Genomic DNA, 15,527 nt, shown 5'->3' with positions numbered 1-15,527 from the left:
TTAACCGGACTGCAAAGATACAAAAAAAATTAAAACCCACAACTTTTATTTATTAAAATATTGCTAAGCTTTTTCTCTTGATTCCTGTAAGCTTTTTTAAATACCTATCGCTTATCTAAAAGCTCTTCTGCGCTACTGACCACTCTCGTTTTTCAGTGCGGCAAAGATAACAACTTAATATCACGCAAAACAAACTTATTTAACATAAAATTCATAATTATATAATATGAATTCATAAGCTACTGGTAAGCAGGCAGAAAAATTTTAAACTTATGTTTAATTTTCACTTACTTTGATTATCAATATTATCTTATTGCTTATTTTGAACGTATATAACGCTTAAAAATTCTGCATAGGATTTTTCTAAACCTATAATATCGCCGGACTTCAAATTTAAACCGCCTGTTCCGGAAGTATCTGATTTTACTTTTAACGAGGAAGCCTGAAAATATAGATTTTCATCATTTGCTTTGGGCTGAACTTTAATAGTAGAGCCTAAAAGCTTCCTTGTTGATATGGTATACACTTCTCCTGGTATAATATCCAGAGTAATATAAGATCTGGGTGTAAGCAGGTAATCTTTCTTATTGATATTAATCTTCTGATCTTTATCTGAGGAAGCAAAGACATAAAGCTTTCCATTCTGATCTCTCAATTTTTCTTTGGGAGTATAATATAGAGCCATCCTATAGTTAGCTGGATTGAGGGGCTGAGGAGTGCCATCTATATTTTCAAATGGTTTCAACGAAAAGGTATTGGCACCTATTTCTTTTGCTTTTTTATATATTAAGGAAAAAACAGCTGCATCATCTCTTGAGAATCCCTGGACTTCAATTTCTCCCAAATATTCAGCGTCAACTGTAGCTTCCGCTTTTTTATACAGGAATTTATCTGTATTGTCGTTGGTTTTTTCAACTTTTGAAAGGTATACACTTTGGGCATGACACAAATGGACACAGAATATGGAAATGGCAACTGCCAGGTTTTTGATCATACTATTGTTGTGTTAATATTTTGACAGATTCTTCAAGGCTGTTTTCCCAATGCTTGAGTTCTATTTTATATATTTCTTCTATCTTATCTAATGACATTGTACTTCTTGCCGGTCTTTTGGCAGGAGTAGGATACTGTTCTGTTGTAAGAGGATTCAGTTTTACTGAAGAGTTTGAAAATTCAGCAATTTTTTTAGCGAAATCAAACCAAGTGGTTTCAGGATAGTTTGAAAAATGAAAAATACCAAAGGTTTTGTTTGGACTTTCTATAATCCTCATGATTGCTTCTGCGAGATCATTTGCATTGGTAGGCTGCCCAAACTGATCCGCTACAATCCCAAGTTCTTCTTTCTGAGAAAAGAGATTCAACATTGTTTTAACGAAATTCTTATTGAACTCCGAATACAGCCAAGAGGTTCTTAGAATAATAGTTTTTGGATTGATTTCGAGAGCTAACTCTTCACCCTTTCTTTTTGACTCACCATATATTCCGGTTGGATTGGTAAAATCATCTTCTGAGTAGGAAAGGTTTGTATCTCCGTCAAACACATAATCTGTAGAAACATGGATCAGGAAACATTTATAATCTACACAGGCCTGAGCAAGATAGGCTACTCCATCAGCATTTACAGCAAATGCTTTATCTTTTTCCTTTTCGGCTAAATCCACTGCGGTATATGCCGAAGCGTTAATACAGTAGTCTGGTTTATTATCGTAGAAGAAATCATTAACCTGATCTTCGTTCGTGATATTCAGAGTCTGGGAATCTGTAAATAGGAACTCGTAGGTATTTTCAAAATCAGGGGCAATTTTTCTGATACAGTTCCCCAACTGCCCATTGCTTCCTATTACTGCTATTTTTTTCATCTGTAATTTATTATTTTATTAAGGTGTACTATAATATCTGGCTTACAAAACAGGATATTATCCAGCACCAACTGATTACGAATTTTTTGCGTTCTGGGATCTTAAGAATTTTACTCTAGGCTGGAAATCTTTCTGTTCAAGATCTACAAAGAACTTTCCAAAGGTTTCTCTTATGTCCTGGGGATGAATTTCTGATCTTCTTGTTTTAAGATTGAAATAGATCACCGTAACCCATAGTACAGCATGAACTATTTTTTCATCCAGGCTTTTCATGAGTATTTCCACTTTAGCCGTTCTGTCCTGCACTTCTATGGTTTTACTGCTGATCACTACCTGGGTATTATATCTCACTTCTTTTAAATAAGCGATCTCATTTTGAATAGCAATCCATGTACAGCCGGTCTTTTTGGTATATTCTTCGTATGTGAATCCATAAAATGTTTCTACATGATCTTCTCTGGCATTGAACATATAGTCTAAATATTTTACATTATTCAAATGTCCTATCGGATCACAATCGCTGAACCTTACTTTTACGGTCGTTGATACTTCTTTTTCCATAGCGCAAAAATAAAAAAACCGCCTTTAAAAGAGGCGGTTAATTTATAAAACTTTGTTAATTTATTAGTTGATTCCTAATTCTTTCTTAACAGCAGCTGTAGCATCTGCACCAGATTTGTATACTAATGCTGAAGAGTTTGCATCCATGATAAATTCATATCCACCAGCCTTAGCCACTTTCTCGATTGCATCATTCAGTTTTTTCTCGATTGGTCCGAAAGCAACGTCCTGCTTAGCCTGAAGATCTTTTTGAGCCTTCTCTTGCATTTGAGCAATTTCTTCCTGAATCTTTTGTAATTCTGTTTCTCTAGCTTTGTTTTCTTCAGCAGTTTTCTTAGGAGCTTCTTCACTGTACTGCTTTAATTTAGCCTGTCCAGCATCTGCTTTTTTCTTGATTTCAGCTTGTTTTGCATCTAAGAAAGCTTTTATGTCGGTATCTGCTTTTTTCTTTTCAGGCATTGCATTAAGAACTCCCATTAAATCTACAGTAGCTAATTTCTGAGCTTTTGCCATACTTACCGATACAACCATTATTACCGCGGCAAATAATACACTTAATTTTTTCATAATTGGTAAAATAAATAATTTAATTTGTTTTTAGATTTTAAATTTAAGTAAAAGTTAATTTAAAAATTTACTTTTTACTTTTGCTGCTTGTTTTTTCTTTCTTATCAGATGCAGCGGATCCTTTTAATAAGATGTTTAATACTTTTTCTGTGTAATCATATCTTGGCAGAAGAAAAAGGACATTGTTATCCGATTTATCAAGAACCGTGCCCAATCCATTTTTCTCAGCCATTGTTTTGACAGCTGTCCAGATCTGATCCTGAAACGGTACTACCAGGTTTGTTCTCAGCTTTGTAATTTCACCATTGGCTCCAAAACGTAAGCTGGTAGTTGTTTTGATATTTTTCTCGAGATCCATTACTTCTTTTTCTCTAAGCTTCAGCTGATCCCCTATCAACAATACTTTTTCACTTTCAAATGCTGATTTTTTTCTTTCGTACTCTGACTGCATATTTTGAAGTTCAGACTGCCATGTATCGATCTGTGAATTCAATCTTGCTTCTGCTTCTTTGTATTGAGGTAGTTTATCTAAAATATAGCCTGTATCTACTATTCCAACTTTCTGGGCGTTTGAAAGTCCGAAAAGCAGGAACAATACAGATGTGAAAATGATTTTAAAGTTTTTCATATGTGTGATTATAATGATTGGTTCATCAGGAAGTGTGTTTTCCATCCAGATGGCTCTGTTCCGGAAACAGTTTTATCAAATCCGTAAGCAAAGTCAAATCCGATCAAACCAAAAGCTCCCATATAAACTCTTACACCAACTCCCACAGATCTTTTCAGCTGGAATGGGTTGTATGTACTCCAGGAGTTCCATACGTTACCCCCTTCTGCAAAGGTAAGTGCATAGATTTTGGCCGTCTGATTCATTGAGATCGGGTATCTTAATTCTAATGTAAATCTATTATAGATTGTACCTCCCCCTCTTTGGGTAATATCATCTACTTCTCCTCCGTATGTTGAAGCATTTTCATAACCTCTCAATGGAATCAATTCACGTCCGTCATATCTACCTCCAAATAAACCTGTACCTCCTACATAGAATCTTTCAAATGGCGGAGCACCAAGTTTTTTATTATAACCATCCATGAATCCCATTTCAGCGGAAGATCTCAATACAAGTTTACCTGCAACCTCATTATATACATCAGCCTTGAACTTGATCTTGTAGAATTCCATCCACTTGTATTTGTCAACCGGTGACATGGTAGAGTAATCTTTATTGCTGAACAATGAGTAAGGTGCAGTCAGTTTCGCGGAAACTTCAATATTTGAACCCATTGTCGGGAAAATAGGATCAATACCCGCAGAGTTTCTGCTTAAACCTAAGTTAAGGCTTAAGTTATTGGCATCACCGTAGTATTCTGTAGCATCTCCGAACTGGAAAGGATAGTTATTGAAGGTATATTTTTGGAACTGAAGCCCAGTATATAACGAGAAATAGTCATCCGGCCAGTTCAGCAATCTGTTCAGACCTACTGAAGCGGAGAAGATATTAAGCTTTTGATCAAGCCCATTACTGTCATTATATTTTACTCTGGAAGTGTTCAAACTTACTGAAAGGGCAGTTGGTCTTGTTCCGAATAACCATGGCTCTGTAAATGAAATACCATAGTTTTGGAAATACTGTCCTGCCTGAGCCTGAATAGACAAAGTCTGTCCGTCTCCCTGAGGTACCGGTTTAAAATCTTTGAATTTAAGGAAGTTCTTTAAAGAGAAGTTATTGAACGTAAGTCCTAATGTCCCGATAAAGCTGTTACCTCCATATCCTGCCTGTAACTGTACCTGAGAAGAACCCTTCTCTACCAGTTTCCAGTTGATATCTACAGTATTATCCTGCTGATTTGGCTGAATATCCTGCCCCACCTGCTGTGGATCGAAGAAGGACATCCCGGCTAAATCGAAGTAGGTTCTTTTAATCTCTGTCTTTTTGAAAAGCTCCCCCGGTTTTGTTCTTAGAGCTCTAAGCACAACATGGTCATGGGTAGTTGTATTCCCCTGCCATGTTACTTTATTCCATGTAGCCTGTTCTCCTTCATTAATTCTGATCTCCAGGTTTACAGTGTCTCCTGATACGGATTTTTCTACCGGTGTTACGCTAGAGAAAAGGTAACCGTTATTCATGTACACAGATTTGATATCCGAGTCGTCCTCTTTACCTCCGTCTTCTCCTACTTTTTTATTGAAACCTACGGCATCGTAGATATCTCCTTTTTTGTATCCTAATAATCTCTGTAAATATTCTGTAGAGTAAACGGTATTTCCGGTGAATGTAACATCCCCGATATAATACTTTTTACCTTCGTTAAGCTTTACATTGATTTCGTAATTATTTCTCTTGTTTCTCCATACGGAATCTGAAACAATCTTAGCATCTCTATATCCTAAAGAGTTATAATAGCTGATAAGGCTTTGTTTATCTTCCTGATATTTTTCTTCAATAAATTTTGAAGATTTCAGGATTCCTCCGATACCAAATCTTCTCTGTTTAGTTTCTTTGAATGCCTTTTTTCTAAGTTTTGCATCTGTAACGCTTGGGTTGCCTTCAAATTCGATATGGTCAATTTTTATTCTTTTGCCCTTCTCTACATTGATGGTCCAGTCTACCATAGACGGATCGTTTGCATTCACTTTATCCTGGATGGTAATTTTAGCATCAGCAAAGCCTTTTTTCACGTAATCCTTAGGAACCTTAGTCTTAAGACTGGAAATCAGGTTTTGTGTGATTTTTGTTCCGGGCTTTAGATTATTGTCCTTTATTAGTTTTTCGTTTTTAGATTTACCTATCCCTTTACCTGTGAATTTTACTTCTCCAAGTTCTTTAAGATCTTCAAGGTAGAATCTCAAAATTACGGTCTGCCCTTCAATACTCTGAACATAAACTTCAACTTCTGAAAAAGACTGGGTATCCCAAAGTTTTTTAACAGCGTTGCTGATTTTTTGTCCCGGAATATCTACAGCTTCTCCTTTAGTTAAGCCAGTAAATCTTAAGATTTGTGCCGGCGTATATTTTTTTACCCCATCTACAACAATGTCTTTAAGAGTGTAAGTTCCTGCTTCATTTTCTGCGTGTACAGCATTATTAACTTTAGTGCTGTCCTGAGGAGTTACTTGTCCATAAAAATGCGCCGAAGCAGCAAACATTATGATGGGTAATAGTCTAAACTTCATTTTATCGAGTCTTTCTTTTCTTTAATTTATTGGGCATTTATCTGATCGCCGGTTAAGCCGTATCTTCTTTCTTTATTCTGGTAATCAACAATACACTGGAAGAAGATATCTTTTGTAAAATCCGGCCATAGAACATCTAAAAACTGTAGTTCCGCATAAGCGATCTGCCAAAGAAGGAAGTTGCTTATTCTTATTTCTCCGCTGGTTCTGATCAGCAGGTCTACAGGAGGAAAGTCTTTTGTATAAAGGTAATTTTCGAATAGTTTTTCATCAATATTCTCAATATCAACTTTTCCTTCTTTCACATCGGAACTGATGTTTTTTACGGCATCTAATATTTCGTTCTGTGAGCCGTAGCTTATTGCCAGTACTAAATTGCCTTTTGTGTTTTCTTTTGTGAGTTCTACCACACGTTCAAGCTGTTCTCTCACGAGAGAAGGAAGCTTTTGCAGGTTTCCTATAACATGCATTCTGAGTCCTTTACTAAAGATCTCTTCGGCCTCCAGCAATAAGGTTTCTACCAGCAGATTCATCAGTGTACTTACTTCATCTGCAGGACGGCTCCAGTTTTCAGAAGAAAATGTATACAGTGTTAAATAAGGTATATCAATCTCATTACAGGCATTAATGGCATTCCTTACTGCATTAATGGCATTCTTGTGGCCGAAAGTTCTTTCTTCGCCACGCGTTTTTGCCCATCTTCCATTGCCATCCATTATGATGGCGACGTGTTTCGGTAAATTCTGAGAATTTATTTTATCTTTAATCAACGACATATTAATTAATCACAATAGCATGGAGGTCTTCCGAATGAATAGGTAAGTCCTAAACTAAAAGTATTCATCCAGTCCTTAGACCTTTCATCCCCTATATTTCTTTTATTAAGAAGTTCTTGTTCTCTTTCTTTAGAGACCGCATAATAGTTTCCTGACTGTAGCAGCGAACCGCCGGTAGCAGGATCTAAAATATCTGCATTAAAGCTGGACGTTAGATCTTTTGAAAGCAAACGGCTATGATCAAGCTGATCCGTCAGTGTATATCTAAATGTGGCTTCTGCAAATATAGCCCAATTATGGTTAAACTTATATTTTAAACCTACCCCGAAAGGGATATGCATTGTTACTTTTTTTCCTAATGTATATTCCGGAGTACTTTTAAAATCCTGTTCATTAAGAGGAGCCTGTGCTACTCCATCTGCATCTCTTCTAAAATCGTTTACAAGATTGGCTTTAGGGGCATCAAACATCAAAGCACCGATACCTCCAAAGATATAAGGGCTCACCATACTTACCTGTTCATTATTGACAGGGAAAAGGTTGTATTCGAACATTAAGCTTGCTTCGTATACGTTATTTTTTCCGTATGAATTTCTATTCACTCTATATTCTTCTTTCGCAGCTTTATCACTAAACTGGATCTGGTTGTATCCTAAATCCAATCTAACGGTCTGATGCGGGTTAAAATTAAATCTATATAATAAACCACCATAGAAAGGGAAACCCCAATCTGACATTCTGTCTAAATCCAACGGCTTTTGTAAAATATAATTGGTCCTTCCTATGTCCCCAACTAGGTTACTCATACCCAGACGAACTCCCAATTCGTTTCTTTGTGCTTTAACACTTACCACTCCAAGGAAGGCAAGAAAGCTAAACAATAATTTTTTATTCATAAAAGAATATGGATTTATGGTTATTTTAAAATTTAATTTTTGCAAATATAAAACATTTTTATATTAATGATATTCTTAATGTATAGTTAAAAATAAACAAAAAAACATAATTTGTTATAAAGTAAACGGCAAAGTGCCAAAAATATTCTTTTTTCCTTAGATTACCAATACTGAACGTATAAAAAAACCCCCATTTGCTGAGGGTTTAAAACGCTATTTTTTATTAAATATTGTTTGGACCTTATTTCGGATTTTTATTAATAACGGTTCCTTATAATTTTTATCTTCATCAAAATAGCCGTAGCCATATCCGTAACCATATCCATAACCATATCCGTAACCTTGTTTCTTATTGTAATCATTATATATAAGTCCTAAATGACTAATTTCTCCGTTATGGTACTTTTCAGTGATCATCTTCAGCATATATTTCTCGGTGTATTCGTGACGGACTATATAAATATTAGCATCGGAGTATTTCATCAGTTCATAAGAGTCAGCTACTAAACCTACCGGTGGAGAATCGATGATAATGAAATCATATTTCTCCTTCAGCTGTTCTAGGAATTTGATATTTCTGCTGCTCATTAAGAGCTCTGACGGATTTGGAGGAATTGGTCCGGAAGTTACTACATCCAGGTTCGGAATCTTAGTTTTATTGATGACCTGCTCCATTTCTACTTCTCCTGTTAGGTAATTTGAGATTCCATATTTATTATCAATTTTAAAATCTCCAAATATCTTAGGCTTTCTAAGGTCCATCCCAAGCAGGATTGTTTTTTTATCACTTAGCCCTACTACTGAAGCCAGATTGATGGAAATATATGTTTTTCCTTCCCCACCAATGGAAGAAGTAATTAAAATAATTTTTCCTTTACCATCTTCTTTATTGTTTTCCATTAGGAATCTCATGCTTGCCCTGATTCCTCTGAACGCCTCTGATACTGATGATTTAGGCTGCTCCAAAACAGTAAGCATATTTTCGTTGCTGTTGTTGCCGATAACGCCAAGAAGCGGAATCTTTGTTGCACTTAACAGTTCTTTGATGTTTCGGATCTTGTTGTCCAGTACCGCACCGATTAGAATGAGCAGTAATGGAATCAGCAATAAACCAAATATAATTGCTGATTTTATTGCTTTTACATTGGGGCCAATTGGAGCCTGTCCTAAGTTTTTCGCAGGGTCTATTACTGTAATATCAGACTGGTTGGTAGCCACTTTCATCTGCGCCTCGTTCTGTCTGTTCAAAAGACTGTTATAGGTAGCTTCGATCATATTGTATCCTCTTTCCGCATCCAGATATTTTCTTTCTTTTTCAGGATATGAAGTGAGATCTGAATTGGCTTCTGCTACCTGACGGTCTATCTTATTGATTTCATCATAATATTTCGTATAATAATTTCGTAAAGAACCAGATGAACCCATTCTTGCTTCATTAATCAGCCTGTCTATTTCTTTCATAGGCTCAGAGTTTGGCTTATAGATGGTCGCCATTTCTCTTTTCTTCATATATAAAGCCTTGAGTTCTGTTACAGACGCCGAAAAGAAGCCATCTTCAAAACCTGCAGCATTGGTGCTGATCATTTTATCAAAATCACGGGCCTGCAATGTATTTTTAATATTATTCAGTGAGCTGATTTTACTTACAATATCTGCTTTCTTGGCTTCAAGATTTTTTATTTCCTCTAAGGATTTTTCGTCTCTGTCTTTGATATTATAAAGCTTTTCAGAAGTCTTCAGATAATTCAGCACTGCTGCACTTGAATCCAGTTTTTTGCGGATATCATCTATATTGTTCTGAAGATAAACGTCTGTATTCTTATTGACGATATTTTTGTCTGCCAGTCTTTTCTTCTGAAGTTCGGCAACAGATTTGTTTAAGAAATTTACAGTACTGTTAAGATTAAACCCTTTTTTGGTGATAATCATAATGGTTCCGATTTCTTTGTCAAATTCCACTCCTATTGTAGACACAATACCATTAACACTCTGATTGACAGAACTAAGCTTTATGATAATGTTTTCAACTTTTATTTTAGGAGTCTCTGTATTCTTAAGCAGCCTGAATCTTAGATTCGGGGAGTTGTACCATTCGTTGATCTTTACAATCTTGTTGGCAGGCCTGCTATATCCATTTACGGATTGAAATCCTTCTAATTCGTAATTATATAAATTGGTAGACTGTCCCTCTTCCGGAAGAACCACTTCATAAGAATCTCCACCTTTTGGAATAAGCGTAATAGGATAATCAATCTGCTGAAGATGCTTTTTGTCAATCTGCAGAAACACCGGAGAGTCTGTTTTGTCAATGTAGGTTGATTTGATCAATCCTTTGGTGGAATAATTCACAAAAAGATCTAATTCCTTTACCAGAAACTCATTATGAGATCTGGATAACAACATTTTTTTCAGATAAACTCCGTCCTGATTCCCGCTCTGTCCCCAGATAAAGTTGATGGACTGGCTTGGGGTAAAGTAACTGGAGGTATTATTGGATATGCTCAGAGAGAGGTCTGATGCATAAATGTTCTGTGCATAATATTTACTGTATACCCATGAGATTAAGTAGCCGATAAACAGCATAAATACAAACCAGTACCAGTTTTTCACTATTCTTCTCAGAAAGTGCTCGATATCAAATAACGCAAACGATCCGTACTTTTCCTTCTGGGGTTCGTTCTTCCCTATTTTGGTGTCTTTGTCTGGAATCATGGTTAAAGGTTTTTAAGAAGCAGATAAATTGATAATGCTGTAGTAATCACCGATACCCCAGTTGTTAAAGTCTGTACAGGATCTTTACCAAATCCGTTCAAGCTTTTTCCTCTTGTATTCAGATAGATCTCATCACCGTTCTGTACGTAATAGTATGGGGAATTCATAATATCTTCACGGGTAAGGTCTATTTTTGCCACTTTTATTCCTTCCGGCAATTTTCTGTGAATAACAATATTTGTACGGTCAATCGTTCTGTTCAAGCCTCCATTAATAGCTAAAGCTTCTGTAATAGTCAGCGTATTTTTGTGTGCTACTTTTTCTCCGGAAAGACCTGTCGTTTCTACGTCTCCCAAAATATAATACGTGATTCCGTTTGTGTTCAGTCTTACTTCAGATTTTCCTTCCTGAAAGTTTTCATTTACTTTTTCCTGAAGCTCCTGGGTAATATCTTCCAATGTTCTTCCTTCTGCTTTCACATATCCTATTCCGAAAACATTGATATCTCCTTTAGAATCCACTTTCAGACCGTTAAAGTAAAAGTTCACATTTCCGCCAACACCAGAGCCCCCAACGCCTCCAACACCTACTAATGCAGAATTATTGATGCCTCCTGCTCCTCCGGAAGAATTCAGGGATGAATAAAATTGTGCAGCATCTCCCTTGGGAGTGGTTACAATATTGAGATTAAGAATGTCATTCTTTGTAATTCTGTAAGTAGGAATATTGTAGGGAATAAGTCCTTCTTCATTGATTACAAGACTCTCGCTGGGCTGCATATACCTTACATCTTTTTTGGTGATGCAGGATGTAATCAAAAAGGGTAATAATAAAAATAAATATTTCAAGTTCTTCATCATATTGGGATGTTATTTGCAAAAGTAAAAATTAAATTCTTATTTTCTTATTATTTCGTAAATGATAGATAAGATCTGGAAGATAAGCTCCAAAAAAGCCTAATAAAATAATGATAAGTAAAAGGAAATTTATATTGATGTGTCTTAAGTAATAAGCTACAGCTACAATCATCAAATAGTAAACAATAATATAAAATGTGGAACGTCTATGGGTAAGGTCTAATTTAAGCAGTTTGTGATGAATGTGGTTTTTATCTGCATCGAAAGGAGATTTTTTATTGCAGAGTCTTACAATAATTACATTTAGGGTATCCACAATCGGCAGAATAAGAATAGCAACTGCCACTGCCGGTGCAGACTGCAGATGATATCTTGGCACATTGGGAAGTTCTCTGTCTATGAAAATATCAATAAAACAGATCGAAGTAAATGCCAGAAGGAAACCCAGAAGCATGGATCCCGTATCTCCCATAAATATTTTATTGGTCCTGTAATTAGATAAATTATAATATAAAAATGCCAGTACGGTACCTATAATTATAACTGATAAAACCACCAAAGGAAAATTATATTCTCCTAACCTGTAGTAGCTTATTCCGAAAAGAGCACTGCAGATCACAGAATATCCTCCGGCAAGCCCGTCTATTCCGTCAATAAGATTGAAAGCATTGATGAGAATAATAAAAGTAACGATACTGAACAATACACTTATGAAATAGCTCAATTCATAGATTCCAAATATTCCGAACAGGCTTCTGATTCTGATATCGGATCCTATTACAGCTAATGCAGACACCATAATCTGGGCAACAAGCTTCTTATAGGCTCTCATTACAACAATATCATCCATTACTCCTATATACAGAAGGATAATTAATGAGGCAAACAAAAATTTGTACAGATCAAAAAGCTCATACGCAAAGATGGATGCGCAGATTCCTATTGAATAAAAAATAGCTATCCCGCCAAGATTGGGAATTTTTCTGAGATGGGAACTTCTTATCCCTGGCTCATCCATAAGATTCTTTCTTCTGGAAATCTTAATGATGGTGGGAATAGAGAAAAAGGTAATTAAAAAAGAGAATAGAAAACCTAACCCTATTTTCACGTAAAAAATAGAAATTCCTGATTCGCTTAAGAACAATTCAAAATTCTTCATTTTTTTTTATCAAGCACATCATCAATATCTTAATAAAACTTACTAAAAAACTCCATAAAGAGCTACCTTTCAATGTTTTATGTAATGACCAAAATAATTGTACTTATCATTTGTGTTATAACAATTTTCTTATCAGCTTCTTTTGTCCTGCAAAAAACAACAGATAAAATATCTTTTTTTTCAACGGCAAAGATAAAAGATAATTCTTACCAAAACGATTATAGTTTAATATATCTCGAATTTTTATTTTCCTTTCATTCATAAAAATCGCCAGTTCAGCATCCATTTTATAAAATGTTTCGTTGTCTTTTACAAAAGCGAGATAAGCTAAAAAAGAATATACTCCTTCAAAAATCTGGAAGTTTTTAAGCTCTTTTCTTTTGTGGGAATATCCGGATCCTTCAAATACCTGTTCCACCTCTCTTACGGCTTTCAGGATATCAAGCCCTTTTTCTGTGTGGGTTTTTGTAATAGAATCTGTCCGCTCCAGATACTGATAATGAAAATTCTGTGTCTGCGCCAAAGTTTTGCACTCCAGAAGCAGCTGCGGTATCAGCTGAATATCTTCAAAATGGATTCCTTTTTTAAATCTTTTATGATCAAACAGCTCTTTTTTAAACAGCTTGTTACAGGCAAAATAACTGAGGTCTGAAAAAACAGAAAAATGATTTTCAAGCTCTATTTTTTCAGACATATTAGGAATCTGAGTGAGTTTCTGAGTTACTTTTCCGTCCTGATCTACTTTCTGGATATTGCAGATGACCATTTTAGCCTGATGTTTTTCTGCCAGCTGCAGCATTTCTTCAAACATCGTTTCCATGACATAATCGTCACTGTCTACAAAACCTATATATTCTCCCGAAGCCCTTTCAATACCAAAGTTTCTGGCATCACTCAGGCCTCCGTTCTCTTTGGCGAAAGCTTTTATTTTATCCGGGAATTTTCGTGCGTATTCATCAATGACAAGTCCTGAGTGGTCTTTGCTGCCATCATTAATGACCAGAATCTCAATATCCTGCAGAGTCTGACTAACGAGGGAATCCAGGCATTTTGCCAGATAATTCTCTACATTATATACGGGAACTATAATTGAAACCTTCATTTTATGTTTTCTAAATTAATAATTCCTTTTGCTAAAAATTCACTGAATTTTTGGTAACCCTGCTTGTTTAAATGGAGCGGATCTGCATACAGACTTCTGTCCTTATCATAATCAGAGCTTACTTCATCAAAATTCAAAATGGCCACTTTTTTATCCAGCCCGTCATGCTTTAATTCTGTCAGCAAAGCATTCCTGTAATCCGGGATTTTAAATTGGTCGCCGCCATTTAAAACCAATTCAGCACTTCTGTTACTGAGGCTGCTTAGTATATTTTTATTTTTAAAATTTTCTTCGACTCCAAATTCCGGAAGGGAAACAACAACCGGCTTGATATTATAATGCAGGAGTGTTGTAATGATCATCAACATGTGATGGGTATAAAAATCCGGCCCTACATATGTTGCCGCATCATTAACTCCGGCAATTATAATACAGTAATCAGGTTTTTTCTCAATCACTTTTTTAGAAGAAAACTCTTCACTCTCTTCTTTAAAAAGGTTCTCATAGATTCGTTTGGTTTTGGCACCCGGGTTTCCCGATGAATAAATTTCTGAATGGATTCCTTGATCCAAAAGCTTTTTCTGTAAAAGTGAATCCAGGTTTTGCCTTACCACCCAGCTATCTCCAATAATGCCGATCTGAAGTCCGTTTTCCGGTTTTGTATTGGAAGAAAAATAGTTTTCTTCACCCGCATAAGCATATTTATTCCAAAAATAAATGAAACTGACGAGTCCGGTTAACAGAACAATGCTTGCTACTAATTTTTTTTTCATCTTGTGTGTACTTAAAAAGTCAGCCTGGGATTAAGCGTTCCTCTTTTTGCTTCTTCAAAATCTTTTTTGGAACATGGAATACAGTTTTCAATATTTTCATCTTCTCCGAAATACCATAGATTGCTGAAAGTATCCCGTTTGAAAGCATATTGGTTATCGTCAATCAAAACATAGAACAGTTCATAATGCCTTTCTTTGGGATGGGACCTCTGAATATTGATTCCCTCGATCAGGTACCAGATCATCTGTGCCAGGAGCTGGTGGTTCAGCTGACTTTCAGAATAAATATTATAATTAAAAATTCCTACAGATTTTAAATTCTCACTCAAACCTATTTCTTTCATGTAGGCACAGATCTCTCTTCGGTTCAACCCGTTTACCTGAGGGTTCATGGAAAACGGTTCGCTGAAGCTTTCAACAGCATCGCAGTTTAAGGTTACCAAATCGGTTTTCCTGAAGAAAGGCTCAGTTTTTTCGGTGGAATTCATCATTTCAGCAAGGCGGATGATATCAAACTCAACGTCTTTGATCAGCCTTACTGAATCTGCTTCGTTCAGATGCTTCTGATAACCCAGATGATGATAGTTTTTGATGGAGAAATTCTTGGAACCTAAAATTTTTCCTAAAAAAGTATGCTCATTAATTGTTTCCCCTTGTTGTAGAGAAATAATATTGCTGATTTGGGTGTAGTTTATGTTTTTCTTGTGAAAATTCAATGTCGAAAAGAGTGAGAAAGCAAAATCATTGGATCCGCCGATAATCACCGGAAGGGCTCTTTTGTAATGACATGCCGACAAAACCTCCTGCAGGATATAATGGGAATCCTGAACCGTTTTTCCGGAAACCAGATCTCCAAGATCCACGACAGGAACCTCAAAATCCAGCTGCGAAAGTTTATAAAACTCTTTTCTTACCGCTGTAAAGTCCTGTACCTCTGCATCACCGCCCGCTCCTCTGTAATCTGAAACAAAGAGAAGAACAATGCTGTCTTCTTTTATATCTTTTGTAATTCTGCTGCCGATCTGCCAGCTTTCTGTTTTGAAATTTCTTGGTGAAATGATAAAATCTTCAAAATCCATATTTTTAATCTG

At 35.9% G+C, this 15,527-nt stretch carries 14 protein-coding genes; all 14 read right to left on the bottom strand.

The annotated features are described in order from the left end of the window. Positions 1 to 310 precede the first annotated feature (310 nt). Positions 311 to 994 carry a hypothetical protein gene (locus V6R96_RS05045; RefSeq protein ID WP_336378180.1) on the bottom strand — a complete coding sequence of 228 codons (684 nt, stop codon included), beginning with the start codon at positions 992 to 994 and terminating at the stop codon, positions 311 to 313. 1 nt (position 995) lies between these two features. Next, positions 996 to 1,859: a dTDP-4-dehydrorhamnose reductase gene (rfbD, locus tag V6R96_RS05040; protein WP_336378179.1), complete on the bottom strand. Its 864-nt coding sequence runs from the start codon at positions 1,857 to 1,859 to the stop codon at positions 996 to 998. A 75-nt stretch (positions 1,860 to 1,934) separates the two neighbouring features. Beyond that, a complete protein-coding gene (locus tag V6R96_RS05035; protein ID WP_336378178.1) occupies positions 1,935 to 2,420 on the bottom strand; it encodes an acyl-CoA thioesterase in 486 nt (161 codons plus the stop codon). Between the two features lie 63 nt (positions 2,421 to 2,483). Next, positions 2,484 to 2,987, bottom strand: coding sequence for an OmpH family outer membrane protein (locus V6R96_RS05030; protein WP_111958711.1), 504 nt, complete (start codon positions 2,985 to 2,987; stop codon positions 2,484 to 2,486). Positions 2,988 to 3,054: 67 nt separating this feature from the next. After that, positions 3,055 to 3,615, bottom strand: a complete 561-nt coding sequence (locus V6R96_RS05025) for an OmpH family outer membrane protein (protein WP_336378177.1) — start codon at positions 3,613 to 3,615, stop codon at positions 3,055 to 3,057. A gap of 8 nt (positions 3,616 to 3,623) precedes the next feature. Next, entirely contained in the window at positions 3,624 to 6,161 is a 2,538-nt protein-coding gene (gene bamA, locus V6R96_RS05020; RefSeq protein WP_223557654.1) for an outer membrane protein assembly factor BamA, read from the bottom strand. Between the two features lie 26 nt (positions 6,162 to 6,187). Next, positions 6,188 to 6,937, bottom strand: coding sequence for an isoprenyl transferase (locus V6R96_RS05015; RefSeq protein WP_111958707.1), 750 nt, complete (start codon positions 6,935 to 6,937; stop codon positions 6,188 to 6,190). Between the two features lie 5 nt (positions 6,938 to 6,942). Next, entirely contained in the window at positions 6,943 to 7,833 is an 891-nt protein-coding gene (locus V6R96_RS05010; protein ID WP_111958705.1) for a DUF6089 family protein, read from the bottom strand. 213 nt (positions 7,834 to 8,046) lie between these two features. Continuing rightward, positions 8,047 to 10,545, bottom strand: coding sequence for a polysaccharide biosynthesis tyrosine autokinase (locus tag V6R96_RS05005; RefSeq protein ID WP_336378176.1), 2,499 nt, complete (start codon positions 10,543 to 10,545; stop codon positions 8,047 to 8,049). Positions 10,546 to 10,547: 2 nt separating this feature from the next. Further along, on the bottom strand, positions 10,548 to 11,405 hold the full coding sequence (locus tag V6R96_RS05000) for a polysaccharide biosynthesis/export family protein (protein ID WP_111958701.1): 858 nt from the start codon (positions 11,403 to 11,405) through the stop codon (positions 10,548 to 10,550). Positions 11,406 to 11,433: 28 nt separating this feature from the next. Beyond that, on the bottom strand, positions 11,434 to 12,561 hold the full coding sequence (locus tag V6R96_RS04995; protein WP_111958699.1) for a glycosyltransferase family 4 protein: 1,128 nt from the start codon (positions 12,559 to 12,561) through the stop codon (positions 11,434 to 11,436). Between the two features lie 115 nt (positions 12,562 to 12,676). Beyond that, on the bottom strand, positions 12,677 to 13,663 hold the full coding sequence (locus V6R96_RS04990; protein WP_336378175.1) for a glycosyltransferase family 2 protein: 987 nt from the start codon (positions 13,661 to 13,663) through the stop codon (positions 12,677 to 12,679). After that, on the bottom strand, positions 13,660 to 14,436 hold the full coding sequence (locus tag V6R96_RS04985; protein WP_336378174.1) for an SGNH/GDSL hydrolase family protein: 777 nt from the start codon (positions 14,434 to 14,436) through the stop codon (positions 13,660 to 13,662). The genes V6R96_RS04990 and V6R96_RS04985 overlap by 4 nt, the downstream gene beginning before the upstream one ends. 11 nt (positions 14,437 to 14,447) lie before the next feature. After that, a complete protein-coding gene (locus tag V6R96_RS04980) occupies positions 14,448 to 15,515 on the bottom strand; it encodes a formimidoylglutamase (RefSeq protein WP_223557659.1) in 1,068 nt (355 codons plus the stop codon). Positions 15,516 to 15,527 lie beyond the last annotated feature (12 nt).

The organism is Chryseobacterium sp. CCNWLW53, from assembly GCF_037083525.1.
Taxonomy (GTDB): domain Bacteria; phylum Bacteroidota; class Bacteroidia; order Flavobacteriales; family Weeksellaceae; genus Chryseobacterium; species Chryseobacterium lathyri.
Note: the sequence above shows the minus strand (reverse complement) of the source record. Positions and strands in the feature narration are given on the sequence as shown.

Excerpts from the sequence above, each read along its gene's own strand:
- V6R96_RS05045 (WP_336378180.1), bottom strand. The coding sequence starts at position 994 with ATGATCAAAAACCTGGCAGTTGCCATTTCCATATTCTGTGTCCATTTG.
- V6R96_RS04990 (WP_336378175.1), bottom strand. The coding sequence starts at position 13,663 with ATGAAGGTTTCAATTATAGTTCCCGTATATAATGTAGAGAATTATCTG.
- V6R96_RS04980 (WP_223557659.1), bottom strand. The coding sequence starts at position 15,515 with ATGGATTTTGAAGATTTTATCATTTCACCAAGAAATTTCAAAACAGAA.
- rfbD (WP_336378179.1), bottom strand. The coding sequence starts at position 1,859 with ATGAAAAAAATAGCAGTAATAGGAAGCAATGGGCAGTTGGGGAACTGT.
- bamA (WP_223557654.1), bottom strand. The coding sequence starts at position 6,161 with ATGAAGTTTAGACTATTACCCATCATAATGTTTGCTGCTTCGGCGCAT.
- V6R96_RS05000 (WP_111958701.1), bottom strand. The coding sequence starts at position 11,405 with ATGATGAAGAACTTGAAATATTTATTTTTATTATTACCCTTTTTGATT.
- V6R96_RS04995 (WP_111958699.1), bottom strand. The coding sequence starts at position 12,561 with ATGAAGAATTTTGAATTGTTCTTAAGCGAATCAGGAATTTCTATTTTT.
- V6R96_RS05005 (WP_336378176.1), bottom strand. The coding sequence starts at position 10,545 with ATGATTCCAGACAAAGACACCAAAATAGGGAAGAACGAACCCCAGAAG.
- V6R96_RS05035 (WP_336378178.1), bottom strand. The coding sequence starts at position 2,420 with ATGGAAAAAGAAGTATCAACGACCGTAAAAGTAAGGTTCAGCGATTGT.
- V6R96_RS05010 (WP_111958705.1), bottom strand. The coding sequence starts at position 7,833 with ATGAATAAAAAATTATTGTTTAGCTTTCTTGCCTTCCTTGGAGTGGTA.
- V6R96_RS05015 (WP_111958707.1), bottom strand. The coding sequence starts at position 6,937 with ATGTCGTTGATTAAAGATAAAATAAATTCTCAGAATTTACCGAAACAC.
- V6R96_RS04985 (WP_336378174.1), bottom strand. The coding sequence starts at position 14,436 with ATGAAAAAAAAATTAGTAGCAAGCATTGTTCTGTTAACCGGACTCGTC.
- V6R96_RS05030 (WP_111958711.1), bottom strand. The coding sequence starts at position 2,987 with ATGAAAAAATTAAGTGTATTATTTGCCGCGGTAATAATGGTTGTATCG.
- V6R96_RS05025 (WP_336378177.1), bottom strand. The coding sequence starts at position 3,615 with ATGAAAAACTTTAAAATCATTTTCACATCTGTATTGTTCCTGCTTTTC.